We start from the raw sequence: 20,558 nt of genomic DNA on the forward strand, positions 1-20,558 counted from the left end.
ATCTGTACCCAAATATTCCCATTGCCGCTATAATAGGAGCTACATTCGACATGAACGGAGTGCGGACCTATGAAATGGAACCGGTCTTACTGGGGATTCAGTCTTTTCTTCTTTGTTCAATATTTCGGTTTTTCGTCGGTTATGTCCTTATTCGGCATATGGCTGGGACAGGCCGTGGGGCTCGATGGCACGGAAAAAGGGATCGTATTTGCGATCAACTCGCTCGGGACGCTGTGCTTCCACCTGCTGTATGGCTATATTTCGGATAAAATAGGTCTGCGCAAGCATCTGTTAGCGATCATCATCGGATTGCTCTTGCTCGCAGGGCCTTACTTCCAGTTCGTCTATGGCCCGCTGCTGCACAACAGCATATGGATTGGAGCGATCGCAGGCAGCATTTACATGGGAGCTACCTTCAGCTCGGGTAACGCGGCGATGGAATCCTTTATCGAGAAGATCAGCAGGCTAAGAGCCTTTGAATACGGCAAGGCAAGAATGTTCGGATCGTTGGGCTGGGCGGTCGCTACGTTTTTTGCTGGCCAGACCTTCAATCTCAATCCCAATTGGAATTTTTGGATATGCACAGGCACTGCGACCCTACTTGCCTTTTTGCTGTTCAGGACTAAGCTCCCGGTGGCTGGTACGGATACAGAAGAAGGAAATCAAGCATCAGCCAAATCCTCCGAACCGTTCCGATTTACCGATATCCAGCGCCTGGCTCAAAATCCGAAGTTCTGGGCATTCGTTCTGTACATCATGGGTGTAATGTGCCTGGTTCCGGTTTATGATCAGCAATTTCCGGTCTATTTTTCCTCTTTGTTTGAATCCAGTGAAACCGGGAATCGCATGTATGGCTATTTGAACAGTGTGCAGGTATTTGCGGAAGCGCTATGTATGTTTCTTGCACCTGCCCTGATCAACAAAATAGGCCCCAAAAGGGGCCTGCTGCTTGGCGGGATGCTCATGTTCGTTCGCATCTTTACATCAGGGATTGTTGATGGGCCGCTGGAGGTCGGAGCCACCAAGCTGATTCAGGCTTTTGAGCTCCCCGTGATGCTGATCTCCATTTTCAAATATATCCGGATGCACTTCGATTTGCGGGTTTCATCCACCATGTATCTAGTCGGGTATCAGTTTACCGGCGCTCTTGGGGGTTCGGTCATGTCACCGATTGCCGGGAGACTATATGATAATATCGGGTTTTCACATACCTATCTTTGGATGGCAGGATATATACTGCTGTTCACACTTATTGCCGTATTCACACTTTCCGGCAATGTGAAAGAGACTGCTCAAGGGATATTATACCGAGCCAGCTCGGAAACGGTGACAAAGCGGTAGCCTCTATTTTTTAGCTCCGGCAATATTTCTTTCAGCGCATCAATGGTTTGCGATTTTCCTTCAACATGATCATGCATCAGAACGATATCGCCATTCCTTGCATTACCTAGTACTTTATTGACAATTTTCCGGACGCCAGGCCGATTCCAGTCCCAGGTATCCTGATGCCAGGACCACATGACCACCAGATAGCCTTCCTTTTTGCAGGTCTCTATCATCCGATCGCTGTAGTAACCACCCGGCGGACGGAACAGATAAGACCTTTTTCCCGTTGCTTTGAAAATGGCATCCTGCGTACGGTTTAGCTGGCTGGAGATGCTTTCTACGGAACTCCTGCGGTTGAAGTAGGCATGATCATAGGTATGATTCCCCAGCTCATGTCCTTCGGCTACTGCTCTGCGCGCAAGCTCCGGATTTTTCTCCACCTGTTTTCCGACAACGAAAAAAGTTGCTTTTGCATCATATTTTTTGAGCAAATCCAGAATATGCGTGGTTTCATCCGGGTCTGGTCCATCATCAAACGTAAGCGCAATCACCTTTTCTTTATTCGGTATCTCCCAGATTACATCCCCGCGCTGCTCATAATATTCCCGCCCTTTATTTCCGGAAGGAGCTGCAGCGGCAGCGGGGGAGAGGATCTCCATAGCCAGGATGGCAGCACATGCGGTCAGCAGGGAACGACGTATGTAAATATGCATTGGTTCCGATCCCTCCTTGATGAAGTGATATACATAGGTCCGTCCGTAAAGTCCGTTGGTAGTATGCGACATGCCATGCGTAAACATACATCCGCCGCATCAAGGCAGGCATTTTTCTCCGCTTCATGCTACAATATTCTGGAACTTAAGGCCATTTTTTTTCGGGAGGAAGCTATGTCTTATAAGCAAATTAAATGGATGATATTATTTGTTCCCACCTTGACGGTAGGTTTATGGGAATATTTGCGGCATACGCTGCTAATGCCATATATATCAATGGAAGCAGGGAATTTCTTGACGCCGGTGTTCGTATTTTTGATCAGTATGACGCTGTTAAGCCAGCTGTTTAGCAGACTGGAGCAGGTACAGGAGGAGCTGAATAAGGAAAGGGCCGAGAACGCGGCATTAGCCGCCAGAGACTTGCTGGCACGAGAGCTGCATGATGGTATTGCACAATCGCTGTTTCTTCTTTCGGTTAAGATGGATCGTGCAGAAATTCGTCAGAAAGGTGTGCAGGAGCAATCGGACTTTAAGGAAATGCGGAAGCTGGTCCATGAGGTCAATAGGTATGCTAGACAGGCTATTGCGAATCTGAGGTTCCCGGCACAAACAGATGAGAAGCTGTATGAGGATTCTCTAAAATCAAGGATTGAGCATACGGCAAAGGAAGCCTTCCTTCATCCGGTCATTATATGGTCCATTCCTGACGAATCTTTTAACGCCAAGGAAAAGGTGGAGCTGCTCGCATGCATCCGCGAAGCGCTTCTCAATATTCAAAAGCATGCGCATGCAGAACAAGTCTCGGTCATCGGTAGTGGAGACGAAATCGCTTGGACCGTACGGATTGATGATAACGGAAGAGGCACAAAGCTTGATCCTTTTCATATGAAGGACAGATACGGTCTTCGGATCATGAAAGAACGGGCGGAGGAGCTGCATTGGCAGGTTAATTTTATTTCCTTGCAGCGGGGAAGCAGAGTTGAAATTCGAAAAGGGGCTGATATATCGTGAATTATTTTCGGGTATTGATCGCAGATGATTCTGCACATGCGCGTGAAGCTGTACATGAGATCCTGGCTGCCGATGACTCGTTTGAGATCATAGGGCTGGCCCAAAGCGGTGAAGAGGCGATTTCCCTGACGGAAAGCCTCATGCCGGATTTAATTCTAATGGATATTCAGATGCAGGGAATTGGCGGGCTGGAGGCGACCCGTCAGATCAAACTGCAGTATCCGTACGTCAAGATTGTCATTATCACCGTCTCTGATGATGCATCACATCTATTTGAGGCCCTTAAACAGGGGGCGCAGGGATATTTGCTTAAAAATTTATCACCCTCTACCTGGATCGAATATCTGCGTGCCATTATGAGTGACGAAGCACCCCTTAGCCGGGAGCTGGCAACGCAAATTCTAAGAGAATTTCCGCTGGTGGTGAAAAGTCCGGAGCATCATGAAACACTGACCAACAGGGAGCGAGAAATTCTGAATTGGGTTGCTTCAGGATTGACCAACAAAGAGATTGCCGCAGAGCTGCATATTTCAGATCAGACGGTAAAAAATCATCTCAAAAACATTCTGCAAAAGCTGCATCTAGAGAATCGGGTTCAACTCACACGATATGCCCTGGAGAAAGGCCTCGTCGGTCGTAAGCCGGGCTTGTTTACCAAGCTGTGGAAGGAATAAATCAGACAATCCCCCAATATTATCTCGCAGCAAGGACAGAAAGCGCATGCTTTCTGTCCTTTTTGTCGTCCGCTCATTTGGATGAAAGAGTCCATATATGGAAATAATAAGCTCATCGAACAACAGGGGGGAGGCATATGTCCAGGAAGTTACGTCAGCAATACAAACGACCGAAAGAAGAGAACTCAGATAATCAGCAAAACATACCCCTTTCACCGGAATTGAAGCAAAACCTGCAAAAAATCAAGGACGATATGGGCAATAGCGAGGATCTGATCATCCGGGAAATTGAAGAAGAGCATCTAGGACTTCAAATGGCCTTTGTTTATATAGATGGACTGGTGGATACAACATCAGTATCAGAGTTCACGATTCAAACGGTACTGGATGAGACCATCATGCTGACCGGGTCTGAGGAAAGGCCTGGAATTGATGAGCTTATCAAGGATTTTAAGCAAAGAGCATTTTCTGTTGGTGAGATCAGCAAATGCTCTGATTGGGAGAAGATCTATGCGCAGCTCCTCTCAGGCGATACGATTCTTTTTCTGAACGGATGTGAAGAAGTCATTATCGCGGGTACCCGGGGCGGCGAGAAGCGCTCCGTAACAGAACCTACCTCCCAAACGGTCATTCGCGGACCAAGAGAAGGTTTTACGGAATCGATCCGAACCAATACATCTCTGCTGCGTCGGAAGATTAAGAGCCCCAAACTGTGGCTTGAGGAGATGCAAATCGGTGAAGTGACGAAAACAGAAGTCGGCATCATGTATATTCAGGGCATCGTTTCCGAGGAGACTGTAGAAGAGGTTCGAAAGCGTCTGTCCAACATTCATATCGATGGCATCCTTGAATCCGGCTATATCGAAGAACTGATTGAGGACACGAATTTCACCGTCTTTCCTACGGTATATCATAGCGAACGCCCTGATGTGATTGCTGCGAATTTACTGGAGGGCCGGGTTGCGATCATGGTGGATGGCACGCCGTTTGCACTGGTTGTACCGAGCACCTTTAATATGTTTTTTCAAGCTGCTGAGGATTATTATAACCGGTTTGATGTCGGAAGCCTGATCAGGGTGCTGCGTTTTATTTCTTTTTTCATCGGACTTCTCCTGCCATCTTTATATGTGGCAATCATTACATTCCATCAGGAGATGATCCCGACCTCATGGTTGATTAAGCTGGCTGTACAGAGGGAGGGCGTTCCATTTCCCGCATTCGTAGAAGCCGTTATTATGGAGATGGTCTTCGAAATTCTCCGTGAAGCGGGAGTCCGGATGCCAAGAACCGTAGGCAATACCATCTCTATCGTTGGAGGTCTGGTACTCGGACAAGCGGCTGTTGAGGCAGGGATTGTATCCCCTGCGGTCGTTATCGTTGTCTCCCTCACGGCGATTGCCAGCTTCGTATCACCTGCATATAACATCGGAATCACAGCCAGAATACTGCGTTTCCTGTTTTTATTTGCCTCATCCTTCATGGGTATTTTTGGCATGGCTTGTTTACTGCTGATTATGCTGCTGCATTTATGCAGCTTAAAATCCGTGAACGTGCCGTACATGGCTCCATATGGACCTTCGATTCTCTCAGATATGAAGGATACATTTATTCGTGTCCCCATGAATTTAATGAAAACCAGACCTAAGCTGCTTAGCAAAAATAACCCGGTCCGTTTCCGTAAAGATAACGACGTGCTGCATCGTGAGACAATGACGGAGAATACCGCAGATGTATCCTCTTCCAAGGGTCAGCCTTCTGATTCGACTGTTGAACACAATACGAGGAACTCTGGACCATCCGAGCAACCAAAGGAGTGACCTTCACTATGCTGCAGCGTTTATGTCTGGTCATGGCTTCTATTATCATGCTGCTGCCACTGAGCGGATGCTGGGATAGCAAATATCTGGACGATCTATCTATTGTAGTTGCCATAGGCATCGATGAGGATCCAAAGAATGAGAAGAATATCCGCGTGACCCTTCAGGTAGTGGTTCCTAATCAGGTTTCCGATTCCCAAAGCGGCGGAGGTAAGGAAGGCATACCTGTGACTAACTATATAGGGACGGGTGGATCACTAATTGATGCATTCCAGAATATGTCGGCTCTTACTTCAAGGAGGTTCTATTTTTCGCATAATCAGGTCATGATTATCGGTGAGGGACTGGCCCGTAAAGGCATTAAGGATATGTTCGATATGGTTGACCGTGATCCGGAAATTCGGACTGATTTCGATATGCTGGTCGCTAAGAATGGTAAAGCGGAAGATATTTTAAAAACGATAACATCCATGGAAAAAATACCCGTTCAGCAAATTTACAGCATGATTAAAACCTATCATCAAAGAGTAGGTGCCATATATCCGGTTACGGTCAGAGAGTTTATTCAATCCATACAAAGTGATAAAGAAGATCCGGCTATTCCAAGTATTGAGCTGATCGGAGACGCAAATGAAGCACAAAAAAAATCAAACACGGCGCAAATTGAGCCTGAAAACTTTCTCCGGATGGATTCCATGTCCATTTTCAGGAATGGTAAAATGATTGGTTTTTTAGGTACAGAAGATTCGAAGGGATTAACCATCGTGAGAAACAAGCTGGAGCGGATGATTATTAGCATCCCGGTAGGCGAAAACGAAAAAGTTTACATATCGCCAATACACAATCAGACCAAAGTGAAAGCCGTTTTCCAGAATCATAAGCCTGTCATCGTGATTAAAGTGGAACACAAAGCTTTTGTCCTGGACAACAAGAGCGCCAACGTTAAATTACAGGATAACGATCAGATCCACTGGCTGGAAAAAGAAGCGGAAAAAATTCAACGCAAACTTATTCTCAAAAGCATGTCGAAGCTTCAAGAAATGAAAAGCGATCCAGCCGCTTATGCGAAACACGTGTATCAAGCAAATCCAAAGTACTGGAAGAAGAACAAGGATCATTGGGATTCGATCTTCGAAGATATACCTACGCGGGTAGATGTGAGCATTACCATCGTTGGAACAGGTATCCGAACCAGAACCTATATTGGTGAGAAATAAAAGCAGGGAACATGTCGTGTGACTGGAGGTGGCCGAAGTGAGCTCATGGATTGGTATTGTGATTTCGGCCTTGCTGACAGGAATTATTCAGGGGAATTTTTTGCGGCGGAACGGTAAGTCCCAGGATTTTATTGTTGCTACACTAATCCTTGCGGCAGGTGTCGTACTATACTTGCTCCTGCTGTTTGATGCACCTATTCCAACATTGACGCATGTAATTGACTGGATGCTGGAGCCTCTATATAAACCGGTAGCCAAATGGCTCATGGAAGGGACAGAAAATGGATAAAGCAAAAATTACGTCCGCTCAGTTTGCGATCCTTATGTACATGTATATTTTGGGGGAAGCAGCGATTGTCCAACCGCATACGATAGCAAACATTGCAGGATCAGATGAATGGTTCACCATGATCCTGTCTATCTTCGTTCAGCTTGGTTTTGGATGGCTTTATATGAAACTGTCATTCAAATACCCCGATGAGACCATTATAGAATACAGCCAGCGTATTCTTGGAAAAGGGGCCGGGTGGGTGCTCGGTTTCATTTATTTACTCTTTTTTATTATTCTTGTTGCTTACATTCTGCGTGTGATAAGCGGGTTTCTTGGATCCGTTATCCTCCCCAGATCTCCGCTTGATATCATTGGTTTGGTCTTTATGATTCCAGTGGTGTATGGTGTGTTTTTGGGACTGGGCGTGATCGGCAGAGCGACCGAGATACTGCTTCCTATAGCTGTGTTTGTTTTTATAGTATCTTCAATCATGCTTGTTCCGAAAATTGATGTCGACAACCTGTTGCCGGTTTTTCCGGATGGGATTATGCCTTCGATTAAAGGCCTCTACTCAATTATAGGATTCCCCACCATGGATGTGGTCGTGGTCTTGATGCTAGTGCGTTTTATTGTGGACAAGAAAAAAACAAGAAAATACTTTTATATCACTTCAGCTGCTGCACCCTTTACCCTAGTAATCATCGCCTTGTATACGATATCGGTTCTCGGTATAGAGGAGACCATACGAGCTCCTTATGTTGTATACGATTTAGCCAAAGAAATTAGAATTGAACGGATCTTTGAACGCGTAGAAGCATTAGTAGGAATCATTTGGATCAGCACGACTTTTGTTAAAATAACACTGAGCTTTTACGCGGTCACGATCGCAGCAGTTCAGTTATTTAAGCTTACGTCCTATAAGTATGCGATCATACCCTTCCTGTTTTTGACCCTGCCTATGTCGAAATGGATTGTAAACAACCCGGCCGAACTTGAGTACTATCTGGGCTACGTATATCCGATCTTCGCATTTTTTCCAAGTTTTCTGTTTCCTGTTCTGCTCCTGGTAATAGGTGCTTTGAAAAATAAAAAGCAAAAAAGCAGCGGGGAAGAAGGGCGGGGTCAGCCTGAAAAGACAAAGAGTCCGTCTGCCGAATAATCGGTCAAGAGGGACTCTTTTCATAAATACGGGTTTGCTGATTTGACTATCCGATAATAATCCGGCCTTCGGGATAATTGTACAGATCCTTCTTCCGATCGCGGGAGAGGGCATATACTAGGGTCAACGGGCCAATCCGGCCGAAGAACATCAGACATATAATCCAAACCTTGCCGAGGGCGGACAAATGCGTTGTCATCCCCATGGAAAGACCGGTTGTTCCGAAGGCTGAGGTGGATTCGAACAGAATGGTCATAAAATCCTGATGCTCTGTAATGGACAGCAGCATAGAGAATACAATAATCAGCAGTAAGGACAGGAGCGTCAGCGTGATGGCTTTGTAGACGACATCCTTGGCAATTCTTTTCCGGAACAGGACTACGTCTTCACGTCCCCGGATCATGGCGTATACCGCACTCAACAGGAGAACAAAGGTCGTGATTTTAATCCCGCCGCCGGTTGAACCCGGAGCCGCCCCCGTAAACATCAGCAGAATCAGCATAAACTGCGTCGATTGACGGAATGCCCCAATATCCAGAGTGGCAACACCGCCGGAGCGGGTGGTTACCGACTGGAACATGGAAGCAAGGAATTTACCTCCGGCATGCAGCGGCTTGAGCGTACTTGGATTGCTAAATTCCATAGCGAATATGACAAGCGTGCCAATAACGATGAGCAGCAGGGTTGCCGTAAGAACGACTTTACTGTGCAGCGAGAGTTTACGTGTATTCGGAAAGTCAATGAGATCCGATAACACGATAAACCCAATTCCTCCCAGAAAAATGAGCCCCATCATGACAATATTGATGAATGGATCTTGTACAAAAGGCACCATTCCGCTGAAAGGACCGTTTACGGTTCCCATCAGGTCGAACCCGGCATTATTAAACATAGAGATACTATGGAAGATGCCGAAGTACGCTGATCTTCCCAACGATAGATGAAGCGAAAAGAAAAAATGAACTGCGAGAAGTAACGCTCCGGCAAGCTCGACCAGCAAGGAATATAGAATTACCTTTTTAACCAGCCGGACCACACCATCGATCGTGCCATGATTAAGAGCCTCTTGCAGAATCAGCCTCTCGCGCAAGGAAATCCGTTTGTTTAATACCAGGGCAATCAGGGTGGCCATGGTCATAAAGCCGATCCCGCCAATTTGTACAAGCATTACAATGACGACTTGTCCGAAGGTAGAGAATGCTGTCCCTATATCCAAAACGGTCAGCCCGGTTACGCAGGTGGCCGAGGTTGCCGTAAATAAGGCGTTCAGGAAAGGAATCCTTACTCCGGTTACGGAGGATATCGGCAAGGACAAGAGAAAAGTTCCGAGCGTTATGATGAGAAAAAAGCCGATGACCAGAATTTTGGCTGGTGTTAGTATACTTTTGGTTATTTTCTTCGTTTGAATGGTACGTCACCTTCTTCAACAAGCATTCTCCATATTGTACCCAATTATTTGCCGATTGTCTTGGCTGAAGAACGAATGATGAGTTCGGAAGGTAAAATTATTTTTCTGGCTTCAGGTACAGCGCTTCCTTGAATACGCTCGACCAGCAGCTGAATCCCCATTGCACCGAATTGATATGCAGGCTGGGCAGCGACAGTCAGAAACGGATCCAGTGCGGAGGACAGATCCAGATCATCAAAGCAGACGACCGACATGTCTTCAGGTACGCGGATTCCCCGCTGTCTCAACGCATTAATGACCCCAACAGCCAAAAAGTTGTTTGCCGCAAAAATGGCAGTCGGAGGAGAAGGCTGCTCCAGCAAATGTGGGAGCTGGTCTTCATCTTTATATTCACGGTAGCTTTTATGAATGACGAGCCTATCATCCAGAGCGATTCCGTGGAGCTGGAGTGCTTCGGCATATCCCTGATAACGTAAACGCGCGGTGGATACATCAAGCGAACCGTTAACGAGAGCGATTCTGCGGTGGCCAAGGCTGATCAGATAATCAACAAGATTACGTGCACCCTGCATACTGTCTCCAGAGACGATATCGGATTCAATACCAGGTACTGCCCTGTCCATGATCACAAAAGGAATGTTATGGGCACGCAGTTTCTCTAAATGTTTCAGGGAATGGTCCCCCGCAGGGGCAAACAGTACACCGTCCACACGGGTCGAGAGAATCATGTCTACATAATCCTGCTCCTTGTCGTAATCCTCATCACTGTTGCCGAATAACAGGCGGTAACCCAGCTTTTTGGCACTGTCTTCAGCACCGCGTGCCAGACTTGTATAAAACGGATTGGTAATATCCGTAATTAGCAGGGACAAAATCTGCGTTTGCTGGAGCACCAGGCTGCGTGCATTAGAGTTGGGGATGTAGTTGAGCTCTTCCATAACCTTTTTGACCCGTTTGCGTGTTTGTTCACTGATTCGTCCTGTATTGTTGATGACCTTAGAGACCGTCATTGCGGAAACGTTGGCCTTTTCTGCAATATCATAAATGGTGACCATGTATAACCCCTTCTTTTATCTGTATTGTTCTAATCCTAAAGAAAATACGGATTGACAGCAACCGTTTTCATTGCTATTTTAAAGTTATCGATAACCTCATTATACAATAGAAAAGGCAAATTAGACTACAGCAACCATGCAGCTATCATTTTGTGAATATGACGAAAGAACTAATCTTAATGATCATTTTTTCTGAAGCAAAACGAATGCTGCATTCATTTTAGTAATAGGGTTATCGATAACCCTAATTTAGAGGGCATGATTCCCATCAACTTAACCATGAGGAGGAAGAAACAGTTATGACAACAAAAGACGCTAGATGGAAGCAGGATTTTCCGAAGATCGGCATACGCCCGACCATAGACGGAAGAAGAAAGGGCGTACGTGAATCGCTTGAAGATATGACAATGAATCTGGCTAAGGCGGTTTCTTCGTTTCTGAGTGAGAATCTCCGCTACCCGGATGGATCCAAGGTAGAGTGCGTGATTGCTGATACTTGTATCGGCGGTGTGGCTGAAGCGGCTGCCTGCGCTGATAAGTTCGCTAAAGCCGGAGTTGGCGTTTCGATTACCGTTACTCCTTGCTGGTGTTATGGTACGGAAACAATGGACATGGACCCGGCTATTCCGAAAGCGGTGTGGGGCTTCAACGGTACGGAAAGACCGGGCGCAGTATTTTTGGCTGCTGTACTGTCGGCTCATGCGCAAAAGGGTCTTCCGGCGTTCGGTATCTATGGCAGAGATGTACAGGATCTGAATGATCCGTCCATTCCTGAGGATGTGCAGGAGAAGCTGCTCCGCTTCGCAAGAGCGGGCATGGCGGCTGCACTGATGAAAGGCAAATCCTATCTTGCCATTGGCTCCGTGTCTATGGGGATTGCGGGTTCCATGATTGATCCGGATTTCTTCCAGGAATATCTGGGCATGCGGAACGAGTACGTGGATATGTCGGAAATTACACGCCGGGTTGAGGAAGAAATCTATGATCCGGAAGAATATAAAATCGCCATGGCTTGGGTGAAGGAAAACTGCAAGGAAGGCCCGGATAACAATCCGGAAGACATTCAAACCTCGCGCGAGAAGAAAGACAAGGATTGGGAAATGGTTGTGAAGATGACGCAAATCGTCCGTGATTTGATGGTAGGGAACAAGCGTCTGGAAGAGCTCGGCTTTGCAGAGGAAGCAATGGGACATCATGCGATTGTTTCTGGTTTCCAGGGACAACGCCAATGGACCGATCATTTTCCGAACGGTGATTTCCATGAAGCTATTCTAAATTCCTCCTTTGACTGGAATGGCATCCGTGCTCCTTATTTGGTAGCAACGGAAAATGACAGCTTGAACGGCGTGTCGATGCTGTTCGGCAACCTGCTGACCAATACAGCCCAAATTTTTGCGGATGTCCGTACTTATTGGAGTCCGGATGCGGTGAAGCGCGTAACAGGTCATGAGCTGACAGGTCTGGGTGAAAACGGACTTCTGCATTTGATCAACTCCGGTCCGGCGGCACTTGATGGCACTGGTGAGCAAATGATAGACGGCAAGCCTGCGATGAAACCGTTCTGGGAAATTACCGAGGAGGATGCGAATAACTGCCTGAAGGCAACGTCCTGGCGTCCTGCAGCGGTCGAATATTTCCGCGGTGGCGGCTTCTCCTCTGACTTCCTGACCCGTGGTGGCATGCCTGTAACGATGTCTCGTCTGAATCTCGTGAAGGGGCTTGGACCTGTTCTTCAAATTGCTGAAGGCTATACCGTCGAGCTGCCGGAGGACGTGCATGATAAGCTTGATAAGCGTACGGATCCAACATGGCCTACGACCTGGTTTGCACCAAATCTAACGGGAGAAGGGTCCTTCAAGGATGTGTACTCGGTTATGGATAACTGGGGTGCCAACCACGGAGCTATCAGCTACGGCCATATCGGTGCGGATTTGATTACATTGGCATCCATACTCCGGATTCCGGTAAGTATGCACAATGTAAATGATGAACAAATTTTCCGTCCAAGAGCATGGGGAATGTTCGGAACGAATGATCCGGAAGGTGCAGATTACCGTGCATGCAAGAACTTTGGACCGATGTACAAGTAAACCTGCTAATTGAGGTGATGAAGTGAGTACACAATCATTGCAGATGATGGCGGTGGATTTTGGAGCAAGCAGCGGCCGAGCGGTCACTGGTCATTTTGACGGGGAGCGGCTGTCTATTCAGGAGGTTCACCGTTTTGACAATGAACCGGTTCAGTTGGGCGATAGACTGCATTGGGACTTCCTAAGACTGTTTCATGAGCTCAAGCAAGGGGTTGTGAAGGCCAAGCAGCAGCTTGGCCGCACTCCCGCCTCGATAGCCGTGGATACCTGGGGTGTGGATTATGGTTTGGTTGATCCTAAGGGACGTCTGATCGGCAATCCTTACCACTACCGGGATTTACGGAGCGAGCCGGCAATGCAGGAGGCTCTGAAGCTGATTTCCGAGTCTGAACTGTATGCACGAACAGGCATTCAATCTTCCAGTATAAATACGGTGTATCAATTGTTTGCCGAAGAGCATCTGCGGATCGACCAGAACGCAAGTGACTGGCGGATGCTGTTTATGCCGGATTTATTCCATTATTATCTGTCTGGCGTCATGGCCAGCGAATATACGATTGCCAGCACAAGCGGGCTGCTTGATCCAATGAAGAGAGAATGGAATATGCCGGTTCTGGATGCGCTCTCGCTTCCTCATTCGCTGTTTAACCCGATTGTCATGCCTGGAACGCGGCTTGGTGCGCTTCGTTCAGATATCTGCGGAGAGCTGTCAGTCGATGCTATGCCTGTGATTGCTGCATCCGGTCATGATACGGCTGCTGCCGTAGCCTCGATTCCAGCATCAGACAGCCGTTATGCCTTTATCAGCAGCGGTACCTGGTCGCTGATGGGGATTGAGCTGGATGAGCCGATTTTGACAGAACGCAGCAGGCAGCTTTTATTCAGTAATGAAGGCGGCGCGGAAGGAAAGATCCGCATGCTCAAAAATATTATGGGTCTCTGGCTGCTCCAGGAATGCCGACGTACCTGGGCGATAGAAGGAACGCAGCTCAGTTATGCTGAATTAACGGAATTGGCGCAGCATGCCCCGGTTAATTCAAGCTATGTGGATGCGGGTGATGCAGTGTTTTTGACGCCAGGAGGCATGCCGCAGCGGATTCAGGAATACTGCCGTACCAGTGGGCAGCCGGTGCCGCAGTCGCGTCCGGAAATCATCCGCTGCATCCTTGAGAGTCTTGCATTTAAATACAGACAGACATTAACTGAGATCGAAGAGCTGACCGGGGAGCATTTGGAGCATATTTACATGGTCGGCGGAGGAATCCAGAACCGGCTGCTTTGCCAGCTGACCTCGAATGTAACCGGCAGAACCGTGATCGCAGGACCTGTGGAGGCAACCTCCATCGGTAATCTGATGATGCAGGCGAAGGCTCACGGAGAAGTGAAGAATTTGGGGGAGATCCGCGAGGTTGTCCGTCAATCCTTCCCTCCTGAAACTTATGTTCCCGAAGATGCGGATCAATGGGAAGAACGTTATCAGCAGTATTACCGGCGGATTGTGCTTCAGAAAATGAAGAACTAAGAGCGGAAGCCACCTGAGTCCGCGTGCAAACAGACGATAGGAGAGTGTATGGAGAGATGACTCAATCACTGGAACAAAAAGTACGGGAAGAACTGACACTGTATGCCCGCAAGACGGTTGCCAAAGGTCTTGTCGTAGGTCCTGGAGGTAACATCAGTGCGAAAGCAGGTGATTTAATGCTGCTGTCGCCAAGCGGTTTTGCCTTGGAGGATATTGAACCACATCAATGGATTCGCGTGGAGATCGAATCCGGAAAGGTATTAGATACAGAAGTCCGTCCGTCATCGGAGGTACTGATGCATCTGTATGCTTACCGTGAAAATCCGGATATCCAGGCTATTGTGCATACACATCCTGCATACTGCATCGCATTAACGCTGGTTGCCCAGGAGCTGCCGATGTTATTCCCGGATCAGGCTGCTTTGGTGGGTGAAGTAACATTCGTGCCGTATGTTCTGCCAACCACAGATCTGCTGGCTGATGCGGTAGCTGCCAAAGTGGGACAGCATAATTCGATTTTGCTGGAGAACCACGGGCTTGTCACGACAGGGAAAAATCTGCGTGAAGCCTATTACCGTACAGAGGTTGTTGAAGAGAGCGCGAAAATATATCTCGCCGCCAAAGCTGCAGGTACGCCAAAAGCGCTTACGGATGCGGAATACAAGGAGATCCAATCACTAGAAAGTGAAGCATACAGAGTGCAACTTTTACAAAAAATACAGTGAATTATAATTAAACAGTGCTGAATACTTGACATTATTCTTCTTCATCCTGTAATGTATGGAAAAACAAACTTGAGAGTTTGCTATACACCATGAAAAGCTGTGACCAAGACCCAAAGTTCATTGAACCCCCGTTGTGCTTCAAGAAAAGCAGCCTTCTGCTTGAAGGTTATGTGAACGGTATGAGCTTCCCAGACTTGCGAGCTGCCGGATGAAAGAATCTGCAGATTCGAGTACTCCAGGCCGGGAGAAGCCCGTTATTTTAATTTCAAGGATGGCTTCGTGCTGCTATGAACACGCGAATCTATTAAATACAGGGTATTACCACGAACACATTCGTCCCTTAAAGGACGGATGTGTTTTTGCATATAAAATCCCCGAAATATGGAATTCTAAGCGTTCTATTTTTCATTACATACCTAAGTGAACACAACCTTTATATAAAGCTGATATAAACCATAAAAAGCACTATGTTTTTTATTGTCTTTTAGGCTTTACAGTGCTAAAATTCTAACAAGCTCAGCGCTATTCTTAAAAATTATAATAGAGAGTAAGCGGATTATCATTTGAAGGGGTGCAGGACATGAAGAAAAAGACTTTAAGCAAGCTGCTGATCAGCTTATTCGCGGTGGCAGTCGTTGCAACGGGATGCTCAAGCGGGGGAAGCAAGGCACCAGAGAAGAAAGTTGTGGAAGGCGTACCTGATAAGATTGCCAAGGACGATCAGGTCAAAATCATGGTGGTTCGTAAAATTGGCGGAGATGACCATACAGCTCAGTTCCTGGCTGGTGCCAAGCAGGAAGGAACATCCATGGGTTTTGTGGTGGATACATTCTCGGCTAACGGGGATACCGCAAAGTTCCATGACGCGATCTCACAAGCGCTTGAAAAAGATTATGATGGATTTATTATCTCTCATGGTGACGATGCCGCAACGGTTGAAGATGTGAAGAAAATTACAGCTAAAGGGCTTCCGGTCGTTGCATTTGACTCTAACCCCGACCTCGCGAGTGTGCAAGGTGTGACTCTTACCTCCCAGGATGATGAGAACCTTGCCAAGCTGGCATTGACTCAAATGAATGATGAGCTTAAGGGCCAAGGCAAAATTATTTACCTATGGGTAGATGGTTTCCCTCCGATGGTACGCCGTAACACCGTTTATAAGGAATTTATGACTGCGAATCCAGGAATCCAGGAAATCGAGCGCTTCGGGATCGCGTCAGCAGATACATCCGTACAAACGCAAAATGCCGTTTCGGCAATGCTTACTAAACATAAAAAAGGTGAAATCAGTGCGATTTTTGCCACTTGGGATGCCTTTGCGATCGGTGCAGCGCGTGCAGTGAAAGAAGCAGGACGCGATGAAATTAAAATCTATGGCATCGACGTTTCCAATGCAGATCTTCAGATGATGCAGGAAGACAAGAGTCCGTGGGTATCTACCGCAGCCGTAGATCCAAAAGTAATCGGACAAGTTGATGTCCGTATGCTTGCGAAGAAAATCGCCGGTGAAGAAGTACCACAATCCTATGATCTTGCTGCCACATTGATTACTCAAGACAAGCTGAAGACCTCTGCCGAAAGCGTAAACATGGTTAATCTTGCAAAAGTAATGCCAGGGTGGGGAGTAAGCGATGCTTTTGAGGAACCTTGGATGAAGAGCTTGAAAGAAGCTTACGCCAAATAGGAATAACAGTCAGGGCTGAATAAGCCAATCGACAGGTATGGGGAAGTGCTGCATGACGGCACTTCCCATACTTGCGATGAAATCCTTTCTAGAAGGTGAAGAGATGGGCGAAGGCAAGCAAGTAAAGCTGCAAATGAAGAATATTTCCATTGAATTCCCGGGCGTTAAAGCACTGGAAAATGTTGATTTTCTGACGACGACAGGAACTTCACATGCATTGATCGGGGCAAATGGTGCCGGGAAATCCACATTGATGAAGGTTTTATCCGGCGCCTACGGCCATTATACGGGAGAAATTTATATTGATGATGACCCGGTACATATTCGTAATCCGAAGGATGCGAAGGATCTGGGGATTCAGATCGTTTATCAGGAAGTTGATACCGCACTGGTTCCTTATTTAACGGTAGGCGAAAATATTATGCTCGATTATACCGTGAATGATATGGGCAAAAAACAAATTGTCTCTTGGGGACAAATTCATAAACGCTCAAAAGAAATTCTGGAGAAGATGAATGTCAAGGTTTCTTCCAAAAAACTGGTCAGTGAACTGACGCTGGCAGAGAAGCAGATGGTGCTGATTGCAAGAGCCATTTCCAAAACCTGCAGGTTTCTCATTCTGGACGAACCGACAGCACCTTTAAGTCATTCGGAGACTGAAGAGCTGTTTCGTATTGTCAGGGATCTCAAACTGGAAAATGTCGGCGTGATTTTCATATCCCATCGTCTGCCTGAACTGTTCGAAATTTGTGACGATATCACCGTAATGAGAGACGGGGAATTTGTTGTACAAGAGAGCATTCAGGATATGACTCAAAATCAAGTCGTGGAATATATGCTAGGCCGTAAGTTGGGGGATCAATTCCCTAAGATAGATATCCAAAAAGGTGAAACGATTTTTGAAACGAAGAACTTTAGTGACGGAGAAAAAATCAGGGATATCCACATCCATGCCAAAAAAGGCGAAATTATCGGCATAGCAGGTCTGGTAGGAGCAGGAAAAACAGAGCTGTGCAAAGCACTGTTTGGAATGGGAAAGACGAACTCCGGTGATGTAACCCTGCATGGAAAGAAGCTGCGCCTGCGTAGTCCCGACGAAGCGGTAAGACAGGGCATGGCTCTTGTTCCCGAAGAGAGGCGCAAAGAAGGTGTGTTGGTAACGGAATCGGTTACGACCAATATCACAGCCGTCAACCTAAAGAATTTCTGTACGATGAATACATTCTTAAACCTCAAAAAGGAAAAAAAGGCAGCCCGGGAAGTCATTCAGAACTTGGGGATCAAGACACCAAGCGAGAATACGAAAGTTCAAAACCTGTCCGGGGGAAATCAGCAAAAGGTAGCCATCGGAAAATGGCTCATAACGGATGCTGAGGTGTATATCTTCGACGAACCGACCAAAGGTGTCGATGTCGGGGCAAAGAAAGACATTTTTGAATTGATATTCCAGCTTGCACAGCGGGGGAAATGCATCATCTACGCTTCCTGCGAATTATCGGAAATGATAGGTATTACAGATCGAGTCTATGTCCTTTATGACGGAATGGTTGCCAAAGAACTGTTGACAAGCGAAACCAACGAAGAAGAAATCTTGTTCTATTCAACGGGAGGAAGGTAAGTATGAATACAGCCAAAACAATCCAAACCTCAAAGACTCCCAAGTCATTTGGATTTTTTGATTTTCTATATAAATATGGAACCCTGATCACGATTGGTCTTCTTATTATTGTCTTTGGGGTGATGTCAGACAGTTTTCTGCAGCCTTCCAACATCATTAATATTCTCCGTTCCATCTCGATCGTAACCATTATTGCGATTGGGATTACCATCTCCTTGTCCGTAGGCGGATTTGACCTTTCTGTCGGCTCGGTGGCTTCACTTGCCAACGCACTCGTGATCTCGATGTTCGTGTGGCATGGACAAGGCGTATGGATGAGCATTATTTTGACGATATTAATCTGTTTATCCGCCGGGATAATCAATTCGTTTATGATCGTCAAGCTGAAAATACAGGATATGCTGCTGACGCTGGCCATGATGTTCGTATTCCAGGGTATTGCTCAGACCTATACAAAGGGAGCAACTCTATCTCAAAATATGATTATGCCGGACGGATCCTTCTCGACGGGAATCATTAGTCCCATCTTTGCGAAGATCGGTCAAGTTCCATGGATTATTATTATCATGCTAGTTGTGGTTGTTATCGTTCATATATTCTTGAAGTATACCAAGCATGGTCGTTATATGTACGTAATCGGGGGGAATATGGAGGCGGCCAAGCTGTCGGGTATCCCTGTCAATAAATACCGCATTGCTACATACCTTTTATCTGCGGCTTTCGCTGCGATCGGCGGGATCATGCTGGGTGCCCGCGTCATGACTGCCGAAGTGAATTCGGGAGCCCCTTACTTAATGGATTCCGTAGCTGCAGCCTACATCGGATTCGCAGTACTGGGTGCAGGCAAACCCAATGCGATAGGTACTTTTGTAGGTGCCGTTCTGATCGGGATTTTGCAGAATGGTCTGGTAATGTTGAGCGTTCCTTATTATGCGATGGATATTGTCAAAGGTACGGTGCTGGCCTTTGCACTTGCGATTACTTATTACAAATCTAAATAGTATAGGGGGGTTCGATTCTTATGCGTGAGTACAATGAATATTTCACGATGGACGAAACCGATGTTTTGAATTATGCGGTGACCCGGCTGAACGTCTTTGATCAGGATGCTATGCTTACTTGCAAAGAAATTGGTGACGGTAACCTGAACTATGTGTTCCGTATCATTGATTCAGCCAGCGGCAAGTCCTTGATTATCAAACAAGCAGGTCCTGTTGCGCGAATTTCGGCAGACATCAAGGTATCGACGGACCGCAACCGGATTGAAAGCGAAATCCTGAAGCTGCAGAATGAGCTGGCTCCGGGGTTGGTTCCACAAATCTATAACTATGATCCAGTGATGAACTGCTGCGTAATGGAAGACTTGTCCGATCATGATATTATGAGAAAAGCACTGCTAGAGCATAGACAATTTCCGCTCTTTGCAGATCATATCTCCACCTTCATGGTGAATACGCTACTGCTGACATCCGATGTGGTGATGGATCATAAAGCCAAGAAGGATCTGGTGAAAAGTTTCATTAATCCCGATCTTTGCGAAATTTCTGAGGATCTGGTCTACACAGAGCCATTTTATGACTGCCCGCGGAATGATATATTTGAACCCACACGTGAGTTTGCACAATCCTTTTTGTGGGATGATGAGGCGCTGCTGCTCGAAACAGCCAAGCTGAAATTTGAATTTATGAACCATGCGCAGTCACTGCTGCATGGGGATCTTCATTCAGGATCTATTTTTATTAAAGAAGATTCAACGAAAATCATAGATCCTGAGTTCGCCTTCTATGGACCGGCAGGTTATGATATAGGTAATGTGATTGCCCATCTGTTGTTTGCCTATATCCATGCAGACAGTGTGATGGAAAATCCGGTGGCGAGGGAAGCGCAGAAGGTATGGCTGCTTTCCAGTGTGAAGGATGTCATTAACATGTTCCGCGAGAAATTTCTGAAGATGTTCCAGGAAAGGGCAACAGACCCTATGGCACGGATTCCTGGATTCGATCAATACTATCTGAATCAGATCATTCAGGATACCTCGGCTGTGACAGGATTGGAATTGATCCGCAGAACACTCGGACTGGCTCATGTAAAGGATATTACCAGCATTGTGGATGAAGATATCAGAGCGAAAGCGGAGAAGTTGTGTCTGCGGATGGGGAAAGCGTTCATTATGGGGCGCTCAGACATGTTGACAGGTGAGGATTTCATTCTGGTAGTTGCAAAATATATGGATTCGAAAGAAACAGATCTGTAAGGAGTTGGACTTGC

General features: G+C 46.7%; 17 protein-coding genes. 14 read left to right on the forward strand and 3 right to left on the reverse strand.

What is annotated here, in order from left to right; translation table 11 throughout:
- Positions 1-69: 69 nt before the first annotated feature.
- A complete protein-coding gene (locus E6W40_RS07560) occupies positions 70-1,341 on the forward strand; it encodes an oligosaccharide MFS transporter (RefSeq protein ID WP_136604924.1) in 1,272 nt (423 codons plus the stop codon).
- Here the strand turns inward: E6W40_RS07560 and E6W40_RS07565 are convergent.
- Positions 1,293-2,039, reverse strand: coding sequence for a polysaccharide deacetylase family protein (locus tag E6W40_RS07565; protein WP_136604925.1), 747 nt, complete (start codon positions 2,037-2,039; stop codon positions 1,293-1,295). The genes E6W40_RS07560 and E6W40_RS07565 overlap by 49 nt on opposite strands.
- A 174-nt stretch (positions 2,040-2,213) precedes the next feature.
- On the opposite strand from E6W40_RS07565, the gene E6W40_RS07570 reads away from it, so the two are divergent.
- From E6W40_RS07570 to E6W40_RS07595, 6 genes are all read left to right on the forward strand, one after another.
- On the forward strand, positions 2,214-3,050 hold the full coding sequence (locus E6W40_RS07570) for a sensor histidine kinase (RefSeq protein WP_136604926.1): 837 nt from the start codon (positions 2,214-2,216) through the stop codon (positions 3,048-3,050).
- Positions 3,047-3,724: a response regulator gene (locus tag E6W40_RS07575; RefSeq protein WP_136604927.1), complete on the forward strand. Its 678-nt coding sequence runs from the start codon at positions 3,047-3,049 to the stop codon at positions 3,722-3,724. The genes E6W40_RS07570 and E6W40_RS07575 overlap by 4 nt, the downstream gene beginning before the upstream one ends.
- A gap of 137 nt (positions 3,725-3,861) precedes the next feature.
- The gene (locus E6W40_RS07580; protein WP_136604928.1) at positions 3,862-5,541 is read left to right on the forward strand and encodes a spore germination protein; all 1,680 of its coding nucleotides are present in this window, start codon (positions 3,862-3,864) and stop codon (positions 5,539-5,541) included.
- Positions 5,542-5,549: 8 nt separating this feature from the next.
- Complete coding sequence (locus E6W40_RS07585) at positions 5,550-6,758, forward strand: Ger(x)C family spore germination protein (RefSeq protein WP_136604929.1); 1,209 nt, start codon at positions 5,550-5,552, stop codon at positions 6,756-6,758.
- A gap of 37 nt (positions 6,759-6,795) precedes the next feature.
- Positions 6,796-7,047 (forward strand): hypothetical protein, encoded by a 252-nt coding sequence (locus E6W40_RS07590; RefSeq protein ID WP_136604930.1) that lies wholly within the window; start codon positions 6,796-6,798, stop codon positions 7,045-7,047.
- Entirely contained in the window at positions 7,040-8,188 is a 1,149-nt protein-coding gene (locus E6W40_RS07595; RefSeq protein WP_136604931.1) for a GerAB/ArcD/ProY family transporter, read from the forward strand. The genes E6W40_RS07590 and E6W40_RS07595 overlap by 8 nt, the downstream gene beginning before the upstream one ends.
- Before the next feature lie 46 nt (positions 8,189-8,234).
- Here E6W40_RS07595 and E6W40_RS07600 read toward each other — a convergent pair whose 3' ends face one another.
- Positions 8,235-9,596, reverse strand: a complete 1,362-nt coding sequence (locus E6W40_RS07600) for a TrkH family potassium uptake protein (RefSeq protein WP_136604932.1) — start codon at positions 9,594-9,596, stop codon at positions 8,235-8,237.
- Positions 9,597-9,640: 44 nt separating this feature from the next.
- Positions 9,641-10,651: a LacI family DNA-binding transcriptional regulator gene (locus tag E6W40_RS07605; RefSeq protein WP_136604933.1), complete on the reverse strand. Its 1,011-nt coding sequence runs from the start codon at positions 10,649-10,651 to the stop codon at positions 9,641-9,643.
- 299 nt (positions 10,652-10,950) lie between these two features.
- Here E6W40_RS07605 and E6W40_RS07610 point away from each other — a divergent pair, with 299 nt between their 5' ends.
- The 7 genes from E6W40_RS07610 to mtnK all read left to right on the forward strand — a co-directional run bounded on the left by E6W40_RS07610 (position 10,951) and on the right by mtnK (position 20,544).
- Entirely contained in the window at positions 10,951-12,741 is a 1,791-nt protein-coding gene (locus tag E6W40_RS07610; protein WP_136604934.1) for an L-fucose isomerase, read from the forward strand.
- Between the two features lie 22 nt (positions 12,742-12,763).
- Entirely contained in the window at positions 12,764-14,263 is a 1,500-nt protein-coding gene (locus E6W40_RS07615) for a rhamnulokinase (RefSeq protein WP_246072913.1), read from the forward strand.
- A gap of 56 nt (positions 14,264-14,319) precedes the next feature.
- Positions 14,320-14,988, forward strand: coding sequence for a class II aldolase/adducin family protein (locus tag E6W40_RS07620; RefSeq protein WP_136604935.1), 669 nt, complete (start codon positions 14,320-14,322; stop codon positions 14,986-14,988).
- Between the two features lie 580 nt (positions 14,989-15,568).
- Entirely contained in the window at positions 15,569-16,672 is a 1,104-nt protein-coding gene (locus E6W40_RS07625; protein WP_136604936.1) for a sugar ABC transporter substrate-binding protein, read from the forward strand.
- Between the two features lie 103 nt (positions 16,673-16,775).
- A complete protein-coding gene (locus tag E6W40_RS07630) occupies positions 16,776-18,290 on the forward strand; it encodes a sugar ABC transporter ATP-binding protein (protein ID WP_136606886.1) in 1,515 nt (504 codons plus the stop codon).
- A gap of 2 nt (positions 18,291-18,292) precedes the next feature.
- Complete coding sequence (locus tag E6W40_RS07635) at positions 18,293-19,291, forward strand: ABC transporter permease (protein WP_136604937.1); 999 nt, start codon at positions 18,293-18,295, stop codon at positions 19,289-19,291.
- Between the two features lie 20 nt (positions 19,292-19,311).
- A complete protein-coding gene (gene mtnK / locus E6W40_RS07640; protein ID WP_136604938.1) occupies positions 19,312-20,544 on the forward strand; it encodes an S-methyl-5-thioribose kinase in 1,233 nt (410 codons plus the stop codon).
- Positions 20,545-20,558 lie beyond the last annotated feature (14 nt).

This window comes from Paenibacillus dokdonensis (assembly GCF_004916975.1).
Taxonomy (GTDB): Bacteria; Bacillota; Bacilli; order Paenibacillales; family Paenibacillaceae; genus Paenibacillus_AQ; species Paenibacillus_AQ dokdonensis.

Bases quoted from the DNA above. Each gene is read 5' to 3' on its own strand.
- E6W40_RS07560 (WP_136604924.1), top strand. From the start codon at position 70: ATGAAATGGAACCGGTCTTACTGGGGATTCAGTCTTTTCTTCTTTGTT.
- E6W40_RS07565 (WP_136604925.1), bottom strand. From the start codon at position 2,039: ATGCATATTTACATACGTCGTTCCCTGCTGACCGCATGTGCTGCCATC.
- E6W40_RS07570 (WP_136604926.1), top strand. From the start codon at position 2,214: ATGTCTTATAAGCAAATTAAATGGATGATATTATTTGTTCCCACCTTG.
- E6W40_RS07580 (WP_136604928.1), top strand. From the start codon at position 3,862: ATGTCCAGGAAGTTACGTCAGCAATACAAACGACCGAAAGAAGAGAAC.
- E6W40_RS07585 (WP_136604929.1), top strand. From the start codon at position 5,550: ATGCTGCAGCGTTTATGTCTGGTCATGGCTTCTATTATCATGCTGCTG.
- E6W40_RS07595 (WP_136604931.1), top strand. From the start codon at position 7,040: ATGGATAAAGCAAAAATTACGTCCGCTCAGTTTGCGATCCTTATGTAC.
- E6W40_RS07605 (WP_136604933.1), bottom strand. From the start codon at position 10,651: ATGGTCACCATTTATGATATTGCAGAAAAGGCCAACGTTTCCGCAATG.
- E6W40_RS07610 (WP_136604934.1), top strand. From the start codon at position 10,951: ATGACAACAAAAGACGCTAGATGGAAGCAGGATTTTCCGAAGATCGGC.
- E6W40_RS07620 (WP_136604935.1), top strand. From the start codon at position 14,320: ATGACTCAATCACTGGAACAAAAAGTACGGGAAGAACTGACACTGTAT.
- E6W40_RS07625 (WP_136604936.1), top strand. From the start codon at position 15,569: ATGAAGAAAAAGACTTTAAGCAAGCTGCTGATCAGCTTATTCGCGGTG.
- E6W40_RS07630 (WP_136606886.1), top strand. From the start codon at position 16,776: ATGGGCGAAGGCAAGCAAGTAAAGCTGCAAATGAAGAATATTTCCATT.
- E6W40_RS07635 (WP_136604937.1), top strand. From the start codon at position 18,293: ATGAATACAGCCAAAACAATCCAAACCTCAAAGACTCCCAAGTCATTT.
- mtnK (WP_136604938.1), top strand. From the start codon at position 19,312: ATGCGTGAGTACAATGAATATTTCACGATGGACGAAACCGATGTTTTG.